At 70.6% G+C, this 19,883-nt stretch carries 21 protein-coding genes and 1 pseudogene; 9 read left to right on the forward strand and 13 right to left on the reverse strand.

The features are described 5' to 3' along the window. Positions 1-97: 97 nt before the first annotated feature. Positions 98-976 (forward strand): alpha/beta fold hydrolase, encoded by an 879-nt coding sequence (locus ACFWPT_RS02420; RefSeq protein WP_380478898.1) that lies wholly within the window; start codon positions 98-100, stop codon positions 974-976. 127 nt (positions 977-1,103) lie between these two features. On the opposite strand, the gene ACFWPT_RS02425 is transcribed toward ACFWPT_RS02420, so the two are convergent. From ACFWPT_RS02425 to ACFWPT_RS02465, 9 genes are all read right to left on the reverse strand, one after another. Next, positions 1,104-2,420: a nucleotidyl transferase AbiEii/AbiGii toxin family protein gene (locus tag ACFWPT_RS02425; RefSeq protein WP_380478900.1), complete on the reverse strand. Its 1,317-nt coding sequence runs from the start codon at positions 2,418-2,420 to the stop codon at positions 1,104-1,106. Next, the gene (locus ACFWPT_RS02430; RefSeq protein WP_380478902.1) at positions 2,417-3,109 is read right to left on the reverse strand and encodes a hypothetical protein; all 693 of its coding nucleotides are present in this window, start codon (positions 3,107-3,109) and stop codon (positions 2,417-2,419) included. Before ACFWPT_RS02430 ends, ACFWPT_RS02425 begins: the two co-directional genes overlap by 4 nt. A 321-nt stretch (positions 3,110-3,430) precedes the next feature. After that, positions 3,431-4,585 (reverse strand): hypothetical protein, encoded by a 1,155-nt coding sequence (locus ACFWPT_RS02435; RefSeq protein WP_380478904.1) that lies wholly within the window; start codon positions 4,583-4,585, stop codon positions 3,431-3,433. 187 nt (positions 4,586-4,772) lie between these two features. Further along, complete coding sequence (locus ACFWPT_RS02440) at positions 4,773-5,600, reverse strand: phosphotransferase (protein WP_380478906.1); 828 nt, start codon at positions 5,598-5,600, stop codon at positions 4,773-4,775. A 194-nt stretch (positions 5,601-5,794) separates the two neighbouring features. Beyond that, positions 5,795-6,721 carry a hypothetical protein gene (locus tag ACFWPT_RS02445; protein ID WP_380478908.1) on the reverse strand — a complete coding sequence of 309 codons (927 nt, stop codon included), beginning with the start codon at positions 6,719-6,721 and terminating at the stop codon, positions 5,795-5,797. A 353-nt stretch (positions 6,722-7,074) separates the two neighbouring features. Continuing rightward, complete coding sequence (locus ACFWPT_RS02450) at positions 7,075-7,713, reverse strand: restriction endonuclease (RefSeq protein ID WP_380478910.1); 639 nt, start codon at positions 7,711-7,713, stop codon at positions 7,075-7,077. Between the two features lie 214 nt (positions 7,714-7,927). Then, positions 7,928-8,284, reverse strand: a complete 357-nt coding sequence (locus tag ACFWPT_RS02455; protein WP_380479073.1) for an arsenate reductase ArsC — start codon at positions 8,282-8,284, stop codon at positions 7,928-7,930. 52 nt (positions 8,285-8,336) lie between these two features. Then, positions 8,337-9,341: an ACR3 family arsenite efflux transporter gene (arsB, locus tag ACFWPT_RS02460; RefSeq protein WP_380479075.1), complete on the reverse strand. Its 1,005-nt coding sequence runs from the start codon at positions 9,339-9,341 to the stop codon at positions 8,337-8,339. Between the two features lie 137 nt (positions 9,342-9,478). After that, positions 9,479-9,877: an ArsR/SmtB family transcription factor gene (locus ACFWPT_RS02465; protein WP_380370889.1), complete on the reverse strand. Its 399-nt coding sequence runs from the start codon at positions 9,875-9,877 to the stop codon at positions 9,479-9,481. A gap of 69 nt (positions 9,878-9,946) precedes the next feature. Here ACFWPT_RS02465 and ACFWPT_RS02470 point away from each other — a divergent pair. Next, positions 9,947-10,051, forward strand: a pseudogene (locus tag ACFWPT_RS02470) (glyoxalase/bleomycin resistance/dioxygenase family protein); the annotation flags it as partial. A 58-nt stretch (positions 10,052-10,109) separates the two neighbouring features. Here ACFWPT_RS02470 and ACFWPT_RS02475 read toward each other — a convergent pair. After that, the gene (locus tag ACFWPT_RS02475; RefSeq protein WP_380478912.1) at positions 10,110-11,369 is read right to left on the reverse strand and encodes an MFS transporter; all 1,260 of its coding nucleotides are present in this window, start codon (positions 11,367-11,369) and stop codon (positions 10,110-10,112) included. Between the two features lie 77 nt (positions 11,370-11,446). Here ACFWPT_RS02475 and ACFWPT_RS02480 point away from each other — a divergent pair, with 77 nt between their 5' ends. The 3 genes from ACFWPT_RS02480 to ACFWPT_RS02490 all read left to right on the forward strand — a co-directional run bounded on the left by ACFWPT_RS02480 (position 11,447) and on the right by ACFWPT_RS02490 (position 13,582). Then, positions 11,447-11,809 (forward strand): MerR family transcriptional regulator, encoded by a 363-nt coding sequence (locus tag ACFWPT_RS02480; protein WP_363584314.1) that lies wholly within the window; start codon positions 11,447-11,449, stop codon positions 11,807-11,809. Positions 11,810-11,918: 109 nt separating this feature from the next. Next, the gene (locus tag ACFWPT_RS02485) at positions 11,919-12,725 is read left to right on the forward strand and encodes an alpha/beta fold hydrolase (protein ID WP_380478914.1); all 807 of its coding nucleotides are present in this window, start codon (positions 11,919-11,921) and stop codon (positions 12,723-12,725) included. A 431-nt stretch (positions 12,726-13,156) separates the two neighbouring features. Further along, a complete protein-coding gene (locus tag ACFWPT_RS02490) occupies positions 13,157-13,582 on the forward strand; it encodes a hypothetical protein (protein WP_380478916.1) in 426 nt (141 codons plus the stop codon). Positions 13,583-13,969: 387 nt separating this feature from the next. On the opposite strand, the gene ACFWPT_RS02495 is transcribed toward ACFWPT_RS02490, so the two are convergent. Further along, on the reverse strand, positions 13,970-15,319 hold the full coding sequence (locus ACFWPT_RS02495) for an LGFP repeat-containing protein (RefSeq protein ID WP_380478918.1): 1,350 nt from the start codon (positions 15,317-15,319) through the stop codon (positions 13,970-13,972). A gap of 176 nt (positions 15,320-15,495) precedes the next feature. Between ACFWPT_RS02495 and ACFWPT_RS02500 the strand changes: the two genes are divergently transcribed. From ACFWPT_RS02500 to ACFWPT_RS02515, 4 genes are all read left to right on the forward strand, one after another. After that, positions 15,496-15,918, forward strand: a complete 423-nt coding sequence (locus ACFWPT_RS02500; protein WP_380370874.1) for a hypothetical protein — start codon at positions 15,496-15,498, stop codon at positions 15,916-15,918. A 47-nt stretch (positions 15,919-15,965) separates the two neighbouring features. Beyond that, complete coding sequence (locus tag ACFWPT_RS02505; RefSeq protein ID WP_380478920.1) at positions 15,966-16,496, forward strand: hypothetical protein; 531 nt, start codon at positions 15,966-15,968, stop codon at positions 16,494-16,496. Between the two features lie 75 nt (positions 16,497-16,571). After that, positions 16,572-17,174, forward strand: coding sequence for a hypothetical protein (locus tag ACFWPT_RS02510; RefSeq protein ID WP_380478922.1), 603 nt, complete (start codon positions 16,572-16,574; stop codon positions 17,172-17,174). A gap of 394 nt (positions 17,175-17,568) precedes the next feature. Then, entirely contained in the window at positions 17,569-18,552 is a 984-nt protein-coding gene (locus ACFWPT_RS02515; RefSeq protein ID WP_380478924.1) for an alpha/beta fold hydrolase, read from the forward strand. 85 nt (positions 18,553-18,637) lie between these two features. Here the strand turns inward: ACFWPT_RS02515 and ACFWPT_RS02520 are convergent, their stop codons facing one another. Both ACFWPT_RS02520 and ACFWPT_RS02525 read right to left on the reverse strand, forming a co-directional pair. Beyond that, positions 18,638-19,384, reverse strand: coding sequence for an SDR family NAD(P)-dependent oxidoreductase (locus ACFWPT_RS02520; RefSeq protein WP_380370864.1), 747 nt, complete (start codon positions 19,382-19,384; stop codon positions 18,638-18,640). A 117-nt stretch (positions 19,385-19,501) separates the two neighbouring features. Further along, complete coding sequence (locus ACFWPT_RS02525; protein WP_380370862.1) at positions 19,502-19,807, reverse strand: GNAT family N-acetyltransferase; 306 nt, start codon at positions 19,805-19,807, stop codon at positions 19,502-19,504. Between the last annotated feature and the right edge of the window lie 76 nt (positions 19,808-19,883).

The raw sequence follows: 19,883 nt of genomic DNA on the forward strand, positions 1-19,883 counted from the left end.
AGTGACCGGTATGTGCTGGCGGCCGGTACTGATCCGTTGCTGATCGCCGTCGCCCAGGCTGGTCCGGTCAGCCCCCGACCGACAAGGATGGCCCTTCATGACGCTCACCATTCCCGGCTTCGACCCCGTCCGCCTGCCCGGTGCGAACGGGGTGGAGCTGGCTGCCGCCGTCGGCGGCAGCGGGAGCCCGGTCGTGCTGTTGCACGGTTTCCCCCAGACCCACCTGATGTGGCGCCACGTTGCCGAGCGGCTCGCCGACGAACACACGGTGATCTGCCCCGACCTGCGGGGCTACGGCGCCAGCGACAAGCCGGCGGCCACCGACCCCGAGGTGTACGCCAAGCGCACCATGGCCGCCGACGTCGTGAACTTGGCGGCCGCCCTCGGCCACGAGCGCTTCGCCCTCGTCGGCCACGACCGGGGCGCCCTGGTCGCCTTCCGGGCGGGGCTGGACCACCCTGAGACCGTCACGCACCTGGGCATCCTCGACGTCGTGCCGACCCTCGACATGTGGAACGTCCTGCACGGCGTCCCGGCGGCGGTCGGCTACCACCTCTTCCTGATGGCGCAGCCGCCGGGCCTGCCGGAGACGATGATCGCCAACAGCGCGGACGCGTTCTTCGGCTCGTTCCTCGACTCCTGGGCCAACGACGCGACCGCCGTTCCCGAGGATGTCCGTGCCGAATACCTGCGGGCGAGCGCGGCGGCGGTGAGGTCGATCGTCGCGGACTACCGGGCCTCGGCGGGCATCGACGTCACGCACGACCGAGCGGACCTGGACGCGGGGTCGCAGCTGGCCATGCCCGTGACGGTCGTCCAGCAGGACTGGGGCGCGCAACTGGGCTATGACGCGGCAGCGGTGTGGAAGGCGTGGGCGCCGGACCTCGACCACCGGCTGACCCGGGCGGGGCACTTCATGGCCGAGGAGGCTCCCGACGAGATCGCGGAGGCGATCCGGGAGCTGCTGGCCCGCTGAACCTCCCCTTCCCGGCTCGCCGACTGACTGACCGACCGACCGGGCCACGGTCGGTCGGTCGGCGAGCCTTGGGCTTCCTCGGCGGTCGGGAACCTCTTCCCGTGTCGGGTACCCGCCGGGGTCGGTGTCAGGTGTGGGTGCCGTCCGCCGGGGGCTCGTCGGCGAGCTCGGCGAGCTCGGCGGCGTAGCGAGTGGCGGCCTCCGCCAGCTTGCGGGTCTTCCGGTCCGGTTTGTCGCTGAGGTGGGCGGCGACGGCGCGGTGGGCGTCTTCGAGGTTGCCGTCAAGGTCGTCGCCGAGTAGTTCGCGGGTGATCACCAGGGAGTTGTCCGGGAGCACGTGCCGCTGGGACATCCGTTGCTGGACCTCGGCCATGCCCTCGCGCGCCAGCACCTCCCGCAGTTCCTCGATCAGCGGGGCCAGCCACTGGGCACGCAGTGTGTACTCGCCGTGGCCGGCGAAGGTCGCGTGGAGCCCGGCGAGCAGCTGCGCCGGGTACTCCTCCACGGGTTTGGCGAACTGCGGGTAGTCCTTGGCGAATTCGTCCCAGTCGACGTAGAGCCCGGAGATCTGCTCCGGGAGGACCGGCCAGCGCGACCAGCTCTCGTCGGACTGGGTGAAGACCTGCCGCAGCAGGTCGTAGGGCACCTCGTCGGTGCGCGAGAGCAGGATCGCGTCGTAGAGGTCCTTGCCCTGCGGGTGGTTGTCCGAGACCAGCCAGAGGATCTTCCACGCGAGGGAGAGTTGTGGCGTGGCGGCGAACAACCGGCCGGTGACGCCGGGGAGCTGGTAGGACTGCGGTGGGACGGGCAGGTGTTCGGTGAAGACGAAGTCCAACTGGACGGTCCCGCCCGGGACGCCGGGTGCCGACCACGGCAGGATGAGCCGGCGCCCGGGAATCCGGCTGTACGTCCAGATCTCGTCGCTGACCGCCTGGTCCGCGTGCAGCCGCACCGCGCCCGAGAGCCGTTCGGCGTCGGCGGCGAGCTCCTCGAACATGCGGTCCGTGCGCTCGTCCTCCAGCTGCCAGTCCGTCGGGCGGACCACGAAGTCCAAGTCCCCCGGCTCCCGCGCCTGCTCGCCGTACCAGGCCCGCAGCAGGACGCTCCCGCGCAGGACCAGGTGCTCGGACCACTGCGAGCCGGCGACGGCGGACAGTACGGTGTTCAGCGCCTCGCGCCGCGCGGCGAGCCACGGTCGGGCGAGCTGCGGGTCGGTGAAGGCGGGTTCACTGGGCCGCAGGGCCCGGGCGTACCCGGCGAGGGCGGGGTCGAAGACCGGCTGCTGGCTCACCGCCTCGTCGTCGATCGGCCGGACGCTCCTGGGCAGGCCCCGGTCCTCGCGGACGTCCTCCGCTGGTGGCTGTCGGGGGAGCAGGACGCCCTGCCACGGCCCGTATTGCAGTTCCTCCCACGCCACTGGCGACTGGGGCTGGTCCTCGGTCATCGCGGGTCTTCTCCCTCTCCGTACGGTCCGGCACTGTGCTCGTGCTCGTGCTTCTGCTCGTGCTCGCTGATCCATCCGTCGTCCAGGGCCTCGTCGCTGTCCACGGCGACGAACTCGCGCTCCACCGACACCACCTCGCGACCGTCGGCGGCAAGGCCCCGGAGCAGCGCCTCCAGCCGGTGGCCCGCGGTGCTCAGGCCGACCAGGCGGCACCGCTGGGTCACGAACCACTCGCGCCGACCGTCGTCGCGTATTCGGCGCGGGCTGTGCGACAGGTGCGCGCCGTGGCGGACGGCCAACTCGGCGAGGTCTGCAAGGCGGGCAGGGTCGGCGAGACGGGCAGGGTCGGCCGTGGGATGCGGGTCCGGGAGCAGCAGCTTGACGTGGTGTTCGAAGTACCGGCGCGCCCCGTGCAGCACGGCGTCCTCGTCCGAGACCGGAACGCCCTCCGCCCACGGCGTGGCCTCGATCTTCGTCCGCAGGACCGTGAACCCGGCCCGAACCAGCCGGCCCGTGGTGCGGGACGTCGCCGCAGCGACCTCGTCCAACGAGCCGTTGGCGCGCAGGGTGAGCATCGGCTGCGAGGGCGCCGCACCGCGCGCCAGCAGGATGTGGGTGAACTTCAGGCCATGACCGCCGGCCCACCCGGCCAGCGCCTCGGCGGCGCCGGGCTCCACGGTCAGGTGCACCTCGAAGTCACCCCGGAGATCGGGAGGACCGGACCGGTCGTCACGGTGTTGGTCAGGACGGATGGCGAGCATGGGAGCATCCTGCCAAGCCCCTATGACAACGCCTCGCGCGCCCGGGTGCGCAGCGAGCTGATCCCCTCCGCGCGAGTCCGTGACCTTCTGTTCTTGTTGCCAAAGCTCCGCTGGCCAGCCGGACCGGCCTGCGGTGGTTGATGCTGGTCAGCGGCGTTCTTGGCCCTCATGCGCCGTGGATGTGCCCTCGTCGTTTCCGCATCGGTCTCCAGCGCCGTCCGCTGAGGGCGGGGTTGCTGTGTCGGTGGGTCAGTTGGTGGCGGGCGAGTTGGTGGTGCTGCGGTCGTCGAGGACGATGTGCGGCTGGTGCAGGCGGTCGCTGCCGGCCTGCTCGTCGGCGGGCCGGGTGCTGTTGATGACGGCGGCGATGCGCTCGTAGCTGGTGACGGCGAGGGCCCACGTTCCGATGCTGGTGCCGATGCCGCCGCCGACTCCGCTGTAGGCGGTTTCCCGGAGCGCGTTGAGGAGGGCGATGGTGCTGGGGCCGGACAGGATCGTGTCCTCGTTGCCGTCGTTGACCGGCTTCGAGAAGTGGTCGGCGCCCTGGGCCTGGGCGGCCAGGAAGTCCCAGGTCTCGGGGTGGCAGGAGATCGCGACGGTCTTCACGGCTGCGGCCTTGAGAAGGGTGTTGACGTGGTTCTCCCAGAGGAAGGGCTCCGGGATGAGACCGGACACGTCGTCGGCGCGGCCGCTCGGGAGGTCGTCGGTCACGGCCTGGTCCGGCGCGACTGCTTCCGTGTTCTCCAGATCGACCTTCGTGTCCTGCTCCGTGGGGCCGGAGGGACGGTACAGGTCTGCGAGTTGGGCGGCCACCTCGGCGGCGATCTGGCTGAGCTGGTCCTTGGTGAGGACGTGCGGGGCGGTCGGCGCGTCGTCGGCAGGGGTGGTCTCGGACACGGTTGTCTCCTCGCTGTCAGATTCCGTGGCCGCGCCGGTCACGGAGGGGGAGGCCGGCTCTGTGGCCTGCTGTGCGGCCTGCTCGGATGCCGGGGGCTCGGCTTCGGGGAGCTCGTTGGCACCAGGGGAGTTGCTGCTGCTGGCATCGCCGCCGGGCGGGTGAGCGGCTTCCGTCGGCTGGCCCGCGGCCTCGGGGGAGTCGATGGCGGGCAGGGGCGCCTCGGCGGGGCCGCCGTCCAGGGGGACGCGGCCACTGTTCTGCCGAGCGCTGAGTTCGTTGCGCAGGTTGCCCAACTGGAGGTGGAGGCTGCGGTTGGCCTCCTGATGTTCTCTGGCGATCGCCTCGAAGAACTCGTCGCGGTGTTCGCTCAGGCCGGCCGCCAGTGTCGCGGTGAGTTCGGCTCGCAGGCTGTCGGTGTGGTTGCGGATCTCCTCCAGGCCGGCCTGAAGGGCCGTCCCGACTTCTGCGCGTAGCAGTTCGACCTGGTGGGCGGTGCCCCTCGCCATGTCCCCTCCTGATCTCGCGCACCCGTAGGGGTGGCGGCGGGTACAGCGTGGCGGCAAGGGCCCGTGCGTGATGAGCGGATCAGTGGGACTGTCGAGAACGCGTCGATCACCGTCTGAAATCGGATCATCACGCAGATGTGTCACATTGTCGGTTGATAGACCGAATGGAGCGTCATGCTGGTGTTCATCACGGTGCGGACTCCTTGTCGGAGTTCCGGAGGATGTCGGTGGTCCAGGCCGGCCTGATCGCATGCCAGCTGTACCGGTAGCCGTTGGTGCCGTGGTGGGGCGTGGTGAGGATGTGGTGGAACTCGCACCATGCGGCGAACTCCCGCCAGGAGCAACCGGGAAGACCGCGTTGCTCGGGATGGCGGTTGTAGGCGGCTACGGTCCGCCGGATGGTGTCCTCGGGTAGGGGGCCGGCGGTCATGGCGATGGTGACGATGATCTTGGCGAGGTCGTAGCCGAAGGGGGCGAGGGTGAGGGAGTCGAAGTCGATGACGGCGACCGTGGTGTCGGTGATGAGGAAGTTGCGCGGGTTGGCGTCCTTGTAGAAGGCGGCGGGCATGGTGGCGGCCTGCTCCAGCCAGCCGTCGATCGCGCCGGGGGTCAGGAGCGGGGCCGGTACGGTGCCGGTGGCCAGAAGCCGGTGGAGGCGCTCGCGGCGGCTGTCGGCGAAGTCGGCGATCGTGACCTCGGCGGTCGCGACGTCGGCGGTCGCGACGTCGCCGCTGGTGTGGTCGGCGCTGGTGTGGGGTGTGTTCAGGTGGGCGGCGTGCAGGTCGTGGGTGTGGGCGGTGGTGTGCTGGTGGCCGAGGAGGTCGGCCAGGGTCAGCAGGTCGTCGGGGGTGCCGTGGTGACCGTCGAGGTGCTCGAAGTCGATCGCGGTGGGGTGGATGTGGACGACTTGGGGGATGCGTACGTCGGGGTTGGCGCGGGCGATCCAGCGGTGGTGGGCCAGGGAGCGCTGCTGGGTGTGGGGGTCCGTGAACGTCTTGGTGAAGATCCGCATCATCGTGTGTGCTCCTCCTCAAACGTGGCCACACCGGCCCCGCAGGCCCGCGCTGCTACAAGGACGGTACCGGCGCACGGTGGACGTTCACAGGTGGCGTCGGCACGGTATGAACAACTGCGAGTCGCTCTTTGAAGTGCCATGGGGCTGGCGCTGGATCTCGGCATCGCGAGCCTGAACTCGCTGCTGGGGAAGGGCTATCCGACAGTGGCCAGTCTCCCCAGGTTCATGCCGGCGGTCTTCGCGGCCCGCAGGGCCGTCCTGGCGCAGGCCACACCGCGGCGGGTGGCCGCCTCGCCCCCACCGACGGCGAGCGTTCGTGCACCGAGGCCTGCGCATGTGCGGCAGATGCCGGGGTGGGGGACTGGGTCGTGGCATTTGGTGCACTCGGTGTGGCGGGTTGCTGTGGGTCGTTCGGCGGGTTGGTCGGGTGGCATCTTGTGCTGTAGGCGGTAGCGGAGCACGGCGGTTGCCGAGTGCATCGGGGTGGGCAGGCCCGGCAGCAGGGCTTGGGTGAGGTCGGTGGGTGTGCTGCCGCGTTCGAGCCATTGGGCGACCAGGGGTGCGAGTTCGTGTGCTTCGGCCTCGCCCAGGTGCAGGCGCGGTTCGGGGCGGATGACCCGGAACAGGGTGGCGACCGCCTCGCGGAGCTGTTCGTCCGGCGCGTCCTTTTCGGAGTCCCCCTCCCGCCTTTCCGTCCCCGGGGTGGTGACGGGCTCTCGGGACTGCCGGGAGGGGTGGGTGGGTTCTTTCGCCGGGTTCTTTACCAGGGCGTCAGCGCCGCCGGTGGTCGCTTCACCGGGCGCCGGGCGGGTGGTACCCGGCGGCATCAGCTGTGGGGTGTCGTAGACGTGGGTCTCGGTGATGATCGTGCCGTCGGGCATGCGGATCTTCTCGACCCGGTAGAAGCCCGCCTCGGTCAGTTCCTTGAGCGCCTTGCGGATGGCGCTGCGCCCCTGGGGGCTGGTGTCGGCCATGTGCCGGCCGTCCTCGCGCCAGCCGTCCGGGCGGGAGAGGAGGTCGGCGAGCAGACCGCGAGCGGTGTAGGACAGCCGCCGGTACTGGAGCATGGTGTTGGGCAGCACGGTGAAATCGCGCACGTGGGCGCTACGATGGACACGCATCGGGAGGTCTGTCTCCTGTTGCCGGACCCCGGAGCGTTGGCGCGCTGCCGGGGTCACCTATGTGTGGTTAGGGCACGGAACGTAGCACGCACACCGATCGAAGGTCGACACGGTCGGCGAGCGCTCACGTTCACACATCAGTCGGTCAAGAACGGCCTCTCCTTGATCGCTGATTGGCAGTCAGATTCCCCGAGGCTGCCGACAGAAAGGCGCTGGCCTGCACCGTGTGGTGCAGGCCAGCGCTCACATGCACAACCCCGGCCCGAACCGCATGAACCAACAGGTCAGAGCACACACCGATCTGCCCTCCGGCCTTCTGCAACAAGCTTCAGGGCCGGTGCGGGCCCGGGGGTTCAGGGGGGTTTGCCGGTTCCCTCGGCCCACAGGGCCAGGGCCCGGCGGTCGATGGCGTGGATGCCGACGTTCGCGCAGAACGCGGCGGCGGCCTTGGTGAACGAGCTGGTCGTCACCACGGCCGCCAGGTCGCAGCGGTGGACGTCGCGGTAGGTGCCGTTGACCTTCTGGACGTCCTGGGAGCCGACGGAGGTCCGTGGCCCGTACCGTTTGGCCTGGATGAGGAGCCGCTGTCCGGACGGGGTGGTGGCCAGGACGTCCGCCGCGAGGTCGCCGGCCCCGCCGACCACCGTCACCTTCGTGCACCCGTCCCGCCTGCACAGGTCCGCCAGCGCGTGTTCGAACGCCTTCGGACTCATGGTCAGGAACGGGCCGATGTGCCGCAGCTGCGCCGTGCGCGCAGCCAGCTCCCGCCGCCGGGCCAGTTGCCGCAGGCGCAGCACGACGGCGCACACCACCAGGCCGACGGCCAGCAGCGCGGCGACCAGGAGCAGGTGGTGGGCCAGCCACGTCAGCACGAACGACACCACGGCGACCGCGACCAGCGCCGCGATGCCCAGCGTCAGCGCGTTGTCCCGGGCCTGTTGTGCGCGGCGGGCGGCAGTGGACCGGCGTCGTCGTACGGGCCTACGGGCCACGGCGTTCCCCCCTCGGACCATGGTGTGGACGCGAGCGTAGAAGCAGCCGCCGCCCGGCCGCCGACGGTCCCGGCGAATTCGGACGGCTGCGGGCCCGAGTTGTCCGGATCTCGGTGGCTGGTGGCTGGTGGCTGGCGGTCGGTGGCCGGCGGCCGAACGCCCGGTGTCGGGGTGCGCCCGGCGTGTAGGGCTGCCCCGGGCTACCGATGGGCTCTCACGCGCTGGGCTGGATGCCGAGGTCGGTGAGCAGGCCGCGGATCCGGGTCTCGATCTGGTCGCGGATCGGGCGTACCGCGTCGATGCCCTGGCCGGCCGGGTCGTCCAGCTTCCAGTCGAGGTAGCGCTTGCCGGGGAAGTACGGGCAGGCGTCGCCGCAGCCCATGGTGATCACCACGTCGGAGGCCTGCACGGCCTCGGCGGTGAGGACCTTCGGAACCTCGGCGGAGAGGTCGATGCCGACCTCGGCCATGGCCTCGACCACGGCGGGGTTCACGGTGTCGGCGGGGGCGGAGCCGGCGGAGCGGACCTCGACCCGGCTGCCTCCGAGGTGGGTGAGGAAGGCGGCGGCCATCTGGGAGCGTCCGGCGTTGTGGACGCAGACGAAGAGCACGGACGGCTTGGGCTCAGGCACGGACGGAACCTCCGGGAGCGGCGGGTTGGGGGAACAGGCGGCGGGCGGCGAGGGCGACGTGGACGAGGCCGATGAGGACGGGCACCTCGATGAGGGGGCCGACGACTCCGGCGAGGGCCTGGCCGCTGGTGGCGCCGAAGGTGGCGATGGCGACGGCGATGGCCAGTTCGAAGTTGTTGCCCGCGGCGGTGAACGCGAGTGTGGTGGCCCGCGGGTGGTCCAGGCCCACCGCGCGGCCGAGGAACAGGGAGCCGGTCCACATGAGCGCGAAGTAGACCAGCAGGGGCAGCGCGATCCGGGCGACGTCCCACGGCCGGGAGGTGACGGCCTCGCCCTGGAGGGCGAACAGGATGACGATCGTGAACAGCAGTCCGTACAGGGCGAAGGGGCCGATGCGCGGGAGGAGCGTGCCCTCGTACCAGGTACGGCCCTTGGCCTTCTCGCCCAGGCGGCGGGTGAGGTAGCCGGCGGCGAGCGGGATGCCGAGGAAGATCAGCACGCTGCGGGCGATCTCCCACACCGACACGTTGAGGGCGGTCTGTTCCAGGCCGAGCCAGCCGGGCAGGACGGACAGGTAGAACCAGCCCAGCGCGCCGAAGGTGACGACCTGGAAGACGGAGTTGAGGGCGACGAGGACGGCGGCGGCCTCCCGGTCGCCGCAGGCCAGGTCGTTCCAGATGATCACCATGGCGATGCAGCGGGCGAGGCCGACGATGATCAGCCCGGTGCGGTACTCCGGCAGGTCGGGCAGGAGGAGCCAGGCGAGGGCGAACATCAGCGCCGGGCCGACGATCCAGTTCAGCAGCAGGGAGGGGACGAGGAGGCGGCGGTCGCGGGTGACGGTGTCGAGACGGTCGTAGCGGACCTTGGCGAGCACCGGGTACATCATCACCAGCAGGCCGAGCGCGATCGGCAGCGAGACGCCGGAGACGGTCACCTTCGCCAGTGCGCCCCCGAGGCCGGGCACCAGGCGGCCCAGTCCGATGCCGAGGCCCATCGCGGCCAGGATCCACAGCGCGAGGTAGCGGTCCGTGAACGACAGCCGGGCCGCGACTGGAGCGTTCGGTCTGGTCGGTGCGGCTGGTGTGGCTGGTGCGGCTGGTGTGCTCGGTGCGTTCGGCGCGTTTTCGGTGCTCACGAGGCGGACCCGGCGGGTGCGGGCAGGGGCTCGGCCGCCGGGCGGGTCAGGATGCCGGCGAGGCGGTCGGTCATCTCGGGGACCAGCCGGTAGTACACCCAGGTGCCCCGGCGCTCGCAGTCGATCAGCCCGGCCTGCCGCAACAGCTTCAGGTGGTGGGAGATCGTCGGCTGGGACAGGTCGAAGGCCGGGGTCAGGTCACACACGCACACCTCGCCCCCGGCCCGGGAGGCGATCATCGACAGCAGCCGCAGCCGCACCGGATCGCCCAGCGCCTTGAACACCCGTGCCAGTTCCACGGCCTGGTCCTCGTCCAGTGGGGCGGTCAGCAGCCCGGGGCAGCATCCGTCCGCGTCGTCGTCCTGGCCGAGCACTCGAAGTTCCTGATTCGACATACGTCTATGTTGACGAACTTCGATCCAGGGCGCAAGGTTGCATCGGCAGATATCAATCCAGCCTGTGAGGACACCCGCATCGACCATCTCGGCGTCGAAGTCGCCACCACCGACCAGGTCACTGCGGCCACCGCCCGCCTCACGGACGCCGGCCTCGCCACCAACCAGCAGCACTCCCGTCACCACGGCCTCGGGGATTGCCGCAGCAGAGCCGACCGGACGGCCGGACCGTTCAGCGGGGCGGGTGGCCGATCGGGTGGCCGGTGGGGCGGGGGAAGCCGTGGCGGTGGGCGGCGGCGGTGACGGTCAGGGCGGCGGCGAGCAGGGCCAGGGCGGACCAGGGCAACGTGCTCGGGCCGCCGTGGTCGAGGAGGATGCCGCCGGTGAGCGCGGCGCCGGCGATGCCGAGGTTCCAGCAGGTGACGAGCAGGGACTGGGCGATGTCCCCGGCCGGGCCGGCCGCGTCGGCCACCGCCGTCTGCAGGAGGGTGGCGGCGCCACCGAAGGCGAGACCCCAGACCGCGGCGCTGCCGTAGACGGGCCAGGAGGTGCCGGTGAGCAGGGCGGCGGCGACGGACAGGGCCGCGGCGGAGAGCAGGGCGCAGGCGGCGATCGTCAGGGTGCGCAGGTGGCGGTCGATCAGCGCCCCGGTACCGAGGATGCTCAGCAGGGAGGACAGTCCGAGGACGAGCAGGACGGTGTCGGTCCGGCCGCCGAGCCCCAGGGGTGCGAGCAGCGCCGCGACGTACGTGTAGAGCAGGTTGTGGGCGAGGACGAAGGCCGCCGTGACGGTGAGGACGGCCGCCACCCCCGGGATCCGCAGCACCCGCCGGACGGGGGTGCGGGCGTGGCCGGGCCGCCCCGGGACGGCCGGGAGCGCGACGAGCATCCAGGCGGTGAGTGCCACGGCGACGGCGCTCATCAGTCCGAAGGTGGTGCGCCAGCCCACCAGCGCCGCGACCAGGGTGCCGGCGGGCACGCCCACCGACAGGGCGACCGTCGAGCCGCCCATGGCGACGGCCATCGCCCTCCCGCGCTGCTCCGGCGCGACGATGCTGCGGGCGTACCCGGCCAGCAGGGCCCAGAGCAGGCCTGCGACCAGGCCCGCGGCGAAGCGCGCCGCCATGGTGAGGGGATAGTTCGTCGAGACCGCGGTGACGGCGTTGGCCGCGGCGAAGCCGCCGACGGACAGCAGCAGCAGGCGCTTGCGCGGCCAGCCGGCGGTAGCGGCGGTCAGCGGTATGGCAGCCGCGATGGAGCCGGCCGCGTAGAGCGTGACGGACTGTCCGGCGCCGGACTGGCTGACGCCGAGGTCCGCACTCATCGCGGGCAGCACGCCGGCGGGCAGGGCCTCGGTCATGATGGTGACGAATCCGGCGGTGCTCAGGGCCAGCAGGCTGGGCCAGGGAAGCCGGATGGCGGGCCGGTTCGGGGGCTGGGGAAGCCGGGTGGCGGGCGGGTTCGAGGGGCTGGGGGAGTGAAGTTCGGGCATGGGCCCGATCGTCTATCCTTGACATCCATGTCAAGGTCCAGCCCGGAACGGCACCGGTCGGGCGTGAGGGTGGTCACATGCGTATCGGCGAACTCGCCCGGCTGACGGACACTCCTCCGCGCCTGCTGCGCTACTACGAGCAGCAGGGTCTGATCACCGCGCACCGCGAGGCGAACGGCTACCGCGCCTACGACGACTACCTCGTCGACCGGGTCCTGCAAATCCGCGGACTCCTGGACGCCGGACTGCCCACGCGGATCATCAGGCAGATCCTGCCCTGCCTGGACAGCCCGCGGACGATCCACTTCGCCGACGCCACACCGGAGATGATCGGCACCCTGGAGTCCGAGACGGAGCGGATGACCCGTCGGATCCAGTGCCTGACCCGTAACCGCGATGCCATCCGGGAGTACCTCACCGAGGTCAAGAGCCGGGCCTGAGGCGTGAGCCCGAGGTGTGCGTCTGAGGTGTGTGCCCGAGGTGTGAGCCGACGTCGGGATGCCTGTCGGCTTGACCTTGCCATTGGTGTGATGGTTGGACCCTTCCGTCATGACCGACTCCGCCATCCGGCACCTCGAATTCGGCGACGGCACACCGCTCGTCATGATCCACGGCTACACCGTCGACCACCGGGTCCTGCTCCCCGTCGAACCCGCCTTCGCCGACCGCCCCGGGTGGCGGCGGCTCTACCTCGACCTCCCCGGCCACGGCACCAGCCCCCGGCTGCCGGGGACGACGTCGGCGGCCGCCCTGGCCGACTCCGTCTTCGACTGGATCCACGCCGAACTGGGTGAGCAGCCCTTCGCCGTGCTCGGGCAGTCGTTCGGCGGACAACTGGCCCGGGCGGTGACGGCGAGGTTCGGGGCGCAGGTCCTGGGATCGGCGCTGCTCGTACCGGTCGTGCACTGGGGCCCCGACCGGACCCTGCCCGGCGTGACCGTGGCCGAGCGCGACGACGAGCTCCTCGACCGGCTCCCGCCCGCCGACCGCGAACTCTTCGGCCTCGTCATGGCCCGTCACACCACGCGCAACTGGAAGCTCTTCGAACAGTACGTCCGGCCGGGATGGCGCGCGCACGACCAGGCGGCCGCCGCCGAACTCGAAGCCGACTTCCTGCTGCCGCACTGGCCCGAACACCGCGCGCCGGAGCACCAGGGCCGGCACCTGCTGGTCACCACCCGGCAGGACGCCCTGGTGGGCTGGCGCGACCAACTCGCCCTGCTCGACCACTACCCCCGGATGGCGGCGACGGTGCTCGACGGCGTCGGCCACAACCCGCAGGTCGAGTGCGCCGAGACCGTCCAGGGCCTCATCGGCGCCTGGCTCGACGAACTGCCCCGACCCGCCCGCCAGTGAACGGGGCGGCGCTGTGGTCGCACCGGACCGTCCGCCCGAACGCTGACCTCGTCGCCAGCTCGGCCACCACGGTCACCCCTGCGAGTGGGGGCTGGCCGCTCTACGACAACCCCACGGCGGTCGAGGACATCGACGGACCATGGGGTCATCGTGAATCCGGCCCTGCCACCGATGAGTTGGACGGTCGGAGGAGAATGAGTCGCATGACGTGCTTCCTCGCGAAACTCCGTGCTGTACTCACCATGGAGAAGGCCGAAGCCGTGCAGCGCTGAGCGGCCGGCCGGGACGCGCGGTGCCCCATCTTTCCTGCCGGGGAGGGAGGCGTACCGTCGTGCTTCCGCCAGCGTTTCCCGATTGACCAACCCGCTTGGTTCGCCAGGGCCGGCTGTTTCGGAGTGGATCAGATGAGGGTTCTTCGCCGGGTATTCGCCGTGGCCGCCGCCGTGCTGGTGCTGGCTGTGACGGACTTCGTCGTCACTGCCGTCCATGACCGATCCGCGGCCGGGGACCGTCGCGTCCGGGCGCAGGCCGAGGCCGGGGCGGATGCCCATCGGTACGCGGCCGGGCTGGTACCGGCCTTCACCGCCGGTCCGCAGACGGCCATGTCGCTGGAGGCGCTCGCGGCGCGCACCGCGGTGCACGTCGTCACGCTGGCCGGGGACGGGGGCTCCGTCGTGGTGGGCGTGATGGCTGACGTGGTGTACCCGACGGGGTGGGGGGCCTCCGAAGTCGGGAGCGCCTGCCTGCGAGTCGTCCTCGCCCGGGCCGGCGAATCGATCTCCGAACAGGCATCCGACATTCCGTGCTCGGAGCTTCCCCCCGGCGGGTCCCTCACCGAGGCCTTCATCGTGCGCTGACCGAGGCCTGCTGGCCCCGTCCGGGCAGGCCGGGCCCGGGTGTCGGCAGGGTGGGGCGGCATCGAGGCGCGGTATCGAGGCTGTCTGGTGTCCTGTCGCACCGGACCTCGAGCAGTCTCATCTCACCGTGAGCGCTCATCGGGGTGGCCGCGAACGCGAGAAGGCCCGACCGGTGCGGCGCTTTCCAGGGGCCCCACTGCTCGTGAAGTTCCGGCTGGTAGGACATGTTGTCCCCCGGCCGGAACTTCACGCGTACAGGGCCTCCAAAGCGACCAGTCCCTCGCCCGGCCACCTCCGCAGCGCCGGAATCGGCGCCCGCTCCGCCAGCGCGTACATCGTGCCGGTGGACTGGGCGGGAGACCGGACGGACCGGCCCTGCCGCGTTGATCAGTTGCAGGTCATGTTGACGGGTGCGTGGTCCGGGTCGTTCCGGTGGCACAGGTGCTGCGGGGCCTTCAGGTCCGTGATGGAACCCTGCCACACGGCGCCCTGCCACAGGGCCTGCGGGGAACCGGAGTTCTCCAGCAGGCGCGGGTAGCGCAGGACCTCCCAGGACGGGTACTTGTCCTTGTTCGTGTCGACGTCGAAGCCGGTGAAGTTCTTGTTCTTGTCGTCGTAGCGATGCGGGTAGATGTGGAACGTCGCGTTGATCCGGCCGAGGTCCGCGTACTGCGAGCCAGGGACGTCCACGAACGAGTTGACCGCTGACACGTCCACCCGGATGCCGCCGTCACCGTAGGGCTCCGCCCAGTACTCGTTCTGCGGGGTCCGGTCGTCCTGGACCACCTTGGCGTGCTCGGTACGCACCAGAGGCTTGGCATTACGGCACGTCAGATCCCCGACACAGGACTGGTCGACGTAGATCCCGACCTGGCCCGTGGCGGTGTCCCAGGCGATGGCCACCTTGGAGCTGGCTTCGGGTTCGGTGCTCCACAGGCGGTGGTTGCCCAGGGCGTGGTTGATCGGGCTGCCGTCGTCGCCGATGTAGCCGCGCACCACGACGATGCCCCGGTCGGGGCCCTTGGGCAGCAGCGTGGCGCTCTCCTTCAGGTCGCCCGGGGCCGGGCTGCCCTGGAAGAACTGGGCGTTCGCGCGGGGGATCAGCGGGTTCGCGGTCTCGTTCGGCGACCACCGGATGGGGCCGTGCTCGAACATCTGGGTGACGCCCTCCTGCTGGAGTTCGTCGGTGACGGGGTAGCCGTACACCCCGCCTTCCCAGCCCGCCTGTCCCCAGCGCTGGCCGATGAGGCCCCAGACGGGGTGGACGCCGTTGGAACGTGTGGGATGCCAGTAGAGCGAGCCACCCTGGAACACCTGGCGCTTCCCAGCACCGTCAGGGAGGGACAGTTCGTCGCTGGTGGGGTAGCCGAGGGAGCCCTTCTCCCAGCCCATGGCGGCCCACTTGTCGCGGATGAGGCCCCAGATGGCGTGGGCGTCGGTGGAGGGGCTCCAGTAGATCGAGCCGCCGTCGAAGACACTGAACCGGCCCACCCCGTCGGGAGCGGTCTGCTCGTTGTCCTTGGGGCAGCCGAGCGTGGTCCGGTACTCCCGGTACTTCTCCAGGATGCGGCCCTGGACCGTCTTGCCACAGATCTGTTCCGGGTCCTGCCCGGCGGCGGAGGCCGTCGCCGGGAGGAGGGTGGAGCCGGCGAGAAGGACGGTGAGCAGGAGCGAGATCTTCGCTCCCCGTCGGCGGGTTCGTCCGCGGGGCGTTGAGTGTTCGCTGATGATGTCCACCGAATGATTCTCGCGTACATGTCAACAGGTGGACAGTGTCCGAGGAGCCAAGGAATGGGCAGGTCTGCGACAGAAGCACACGGGTAGGCCCAGTCGAGAGGTTCGCCGCGAAGGGACACCGGTCACTACTGTTCTCGGTGCTCGAATGTCATGTGAATTGGTCGATCAGATATTCGATGGAGGATCGTGTGGCGAGGGGACGGCGCGTCCTGTTCGGCGTGCTGGGTGGGGTTCTCGGTGTTCTCGGCGTGGGCGTGGTCGTGTGGCTGACGTTCCGGCCTTCCTGGCCTGACGTGCCCGACCCGGTCGGACGGTGGAGCGGCGGTACGGCGGTGCTCGAGTTCCTCCCGGACGGACGGATCGGGTCCGCGACGGTGCCGGCCTACGTGTGCGACAGCGCGGCGGCCGATCCGGCACAGCCGACGGAACTGGAGGGGAGTTGGAAGAAGTCCTACCTCGACGACGCCGGTCGGGGGGTGTATGTGACGGCGACCCGTAAGGACGGGGGAGGCAACTGCAGGATCTGGCTGACGGCCATGACCAACGAGAAGGACCTGTGGCTGCTGGCGAGCAAGGGGTTCGTCATGGAGAAGGGCTGAGGTGCCGCGGTGACTTCGAGTACGACGGCGTGGAGTGAGGGGGAGCTGTGGCTGGTCGATGGAAGTACCTGAAGTCCCGGGAGGGCGCTGTCCTGTTGGTGGGTGTCCTGCTGATCGCGGGGCTGACGGGGTATCTGAAGGCCCGGTCGGGCGGGCCGGATCCGAAGGACTACGTGGGGCGTTGGGCGTCGCGGGACGAGGTGATCGAACTGCGGGAGGGGGGCCGGCTCGGTGAGGTGCGGCTCGACGGGTACTTCTGCGCGAAGGATCCCGTCGGACAGGGGGCGGCATTGGGGGAGTACCAGGGGAGTTGGCGGGCGGGGAGTGTGGACGACGCGGGGTCGGGGGTCTTCGTGGTGCTGCGGGACTACTACTCCGGGGGTGACTGCGAGATCTATCTGCAGGAGGAACGGAAGGGCGCGGTGGCCAGCCTGGGCGGTCAGCCGCGGGGGAGCGCGCAGCGGGTCTTCTCCAGGGGGTTGGGGCGTCGGAGAACGATTGCACCCATGACCGGGTGGTCGTCCACGACGGCCCGGCCGGTTGGGGGCATCGACGAACCGGCGGCGATGTCACGGTAGAACCCCGGACCCTGACAGTGCCCGGGCGGAGAGAAACAGCGGCACACCGCACCGCTCAGTGTGATCATCGTAGTCATGACCGGACCGAAGACCACAGCACGGCAACTGGAGCGAACCGTCGCCTCACTGCGCGGCCTGCTCATCGACCAGGTCGACTACGTCGTGCCGACCGGTGGGCCCGACGGGCTTGAGCCCGCGGAATGGGACCTGCGCCAGGGGCACGAGCCGACCTTCGGCTGCCAGTTCACCACGCACCTCGGCGTGGTGTTCACTCTGATCTGGAACGACAGCTTCGACGGCTATGGCATCGAAGTATTCGACCAGCCGATCGAGACGTTCCCGACCAGGCCCGGCAATTCCGGCTTCCCCGCGCTTATATCGGTCACCGACCACCCGCGCTGGTCCGGCCTGCTCCACCGCGAGATACTCCACACCGAGCTGGCCTGGGTCGAATGGGGTTCCGGAGGCGCCACCCCCGTCTGGATCCGGCTCGACTTCGCGCCCGTCCGCCATGACCAGGGCGATCCCCACCGGTCGGACTCGGTCTGGCTCGTTGCAGGACGTTGGGCGCAAGGGCGATTCACCATCCCCGCCGACGATCTGACCGTCATGTTCGACGAATCCGAGGCAGTACGGGCCAATCTCGTACGCCCACGCCCGGCCAGCGTGAATCGGTGACCCGCAGCGCGAACCTGTGTCGTCTCGGCGCCACCTTGCACACCTTCGCGAGAACATGTGCGCTGTGCCGAACGACTCGGTGGGTTTGATGCCGCTTCGACCGCCCGGAACTGGGCGTTTGCCTACGGAACACCTGGATCGGGCAGCTGAGCGCGTTGCTCGCGAGGACGTAGCCGTGCGGGCCATAGGGGCGACCGATCGGAGCATTGTCACGGGCGGGCCGCGGGTCGGTTTGCTGAAACGGCAACAGGCCTCGCCCTCCGCGGTACGCGCGCAGCATGATCGGCACTGCGTCAGCACTGCATCGGCATCACGCCGCCGAACAGCGGGTCGTCGAATGTCGGTTCGCCGAACCGAACTTGGCGTACGCCGGATCGAGATCCCAGGAGGACACATGTCACCGTCGCGGACCACGGGCCCCACTCACCGGCTGGTCCCCTCGCCCGCCGGCCGGATCCACCTGGTGGAGCAGGGCACCGGGCCGCTGGTCCTGCTGCTGCACGGGTTCCCGGAGTCCTGGTACTCCTGGCGCCACCAGTTGCCGGTGCTGGCCGCTGCCGGATACCGCGCGGTCGCCATCGATGTCCGCGGGTACGGGCGCTCCTCCAGGCCCGAGGAGGTGGCCGCGTACCGGATGTTCGACCTGGTCGAGGACAACGTCGCGGTGGTCCACGCTCTGGGTGAACGGTCCGCGGTGATCGTCGGCCACGACTGGGGCTCGACCATCGCCGCCAACTCCGCCCTGATCCGACCGGACGTCTTCCGTGCCGTGGGGCTGCTGAGCGTTCCCTACCTCCCGCGGGGCGGCCCGAGGCCCAGCGAGGTCTTCGCGCAACTGGGCGGCGACGAGGAGTTCTACGTCTCCTACTTCCAGGAGCCGGGCCGGGCCGAGGCCGAGATCGAACCGGACGTGCGTGGTTGGCTCGCGGGCTTCTACGCCGCGTTGTCCGCCGACACCATGCCGGCGGCCGGCGCACCCGACCCGCACTTCGTCAGCCGTGGCGGGACACTTCGTGACCGGTTCCCCGCCGGACGGCGGCCCGGTTGGCTCGGCGCGGAGGAACTCGACGTCTACGCCGGAGAGTTCGAGCGAACCGGCATGAGCGGGGCGCTGGGCTGCTACCGGAACATGGACCGGGACTGGGAGGACCTCGCCGACTTCGACGGTGCCCCCGTCACCCAGCCGTCCCTGTTCATCGGCGGAAGCCGGGACGCCTCCACCACCTGGCTGGCCGACGCGATCGCGGCCTACCCCGCGACCCTGTCCGGCCTGCTCTCCAGCCACATCCTCGACGGCTGCGGGCACTGGGTCCAACAGGAACGCCCCACCGAGGTCAACCGGATCCTGACCGACTGGCTCGCCGCCCTCCCCTCCTGAGCGGGGGGAGCAGGGTGCTGCGCGGGCTCGACGGTCGGGTCGAACTCGCGGCCCATCAGCGCCGTGCTGCTCCGGAGCGCCGCGCTCACCAGGCCACGGTTCGGCCGAGGTAGTCGACGTAGTGCAGGCCCGGGCTGCTCCGGAGGGCGTCGAGCGTCCTGACCACGTTCGGGATGCTCTCGTCGATGCCGAGCAGGGCGTCCGAGCCGCCCATGTCGGTGCGCACCCAGCCGGGGGCCATGAGGACCAGGGGCCGGGGTTCGCCGCTGTGCCGGGCCGCGTAGCTGCGCATGAACGTGTTGAGCGCGGCCTTGCTGCCGCGGTACACCTCGTGGCCGCCGCGCTCGTTGTTGGCCACGCTGCCCTGGCCCGAGGACATCACCGCGATCGTGCCCGCTGGCTCGACGAGGTCCTGGAGGGCCTCGATGACGCGCAGCGGGCTCAGCGCGTTGGTGACCATGACGCGGACGAACTCCTCGGTGGAGGTCTGTGCCACCGTGCCCTCGGGCTGGTTCGTGACGCCGGCGTTCACGAAGAGCAGGTCGAACGTCCGGCCGGTCAGGCGACCGTGCAGCGCCGCGACCTGCTCGGGCTCGGTGATGTCGACGGTCTCGATCTCGACCTGCCCGGCGTGGGCGTCGGCATCGGCGAGCTCGTGCAGGCCGGTCCGGCCCGAGCCGCGCACGGTGGCCACGACCTGCCAGCCGGCCCGCGCCCATTCCTGGGCGAGGGCGAGGCCGAGGCCCCGGGACGCGCCGATCAGGAGCACGCGCCTGCCGGGGGCCGGGGCCGGGGACGGCGCGGAGTGGCTTTCCGAGGTGTTCGTCGACATGACAGCGATTGTGCGAGGCATCACTGCGTTCGGCAAGCCGCCTCCCCGGAAGGGAAGTTGGCAATCCGGGGCCGGGGAGTCTCACGCTTCTCGCCGTGGCGCCGGCCGACGTGCGGCTCAGAGGCCGAAGCGGGCTCGGTGGGAGGCGGGGACCAGGTCGGTGTACTCGGGGTGCTTGGTGATCCAGCTGCGGATGAAGGGGCAGTAGGGGAGTACGGCGAGTGCCTGCTCGCGGGCCGTGTCCAGTGCCGCGCGTGCCAGGCGGCCGGCCAGGCCGCGGCCCTCGAAGCGGGGGTCGATCTCGGTGTGGATGAAGGCGATCTCGTCGCCGGAGCGGTGGTACTCGGCGAAGCCGGCGAGTTCGCCGCCGTCCTGGATCTCGAAGCGCGACTTCTCGGTGTTGTCGGTGACGAGCTGGTCCATGGTTCCTCCGCAAGGTGGGGGACGGCCCTGGAGGGCCGGTGGCGGGGTGGCGCGGCATCGCCACTATAGTTGAAGA

The organism is Kitasatospora sp. NPDC058478 (assembly GCF_042720345.1).
GTDB lineage: Bacteria > Actinomycetota > Actinomycetes > Streptomycetales > Streptomycetaceae > Kitasatospora.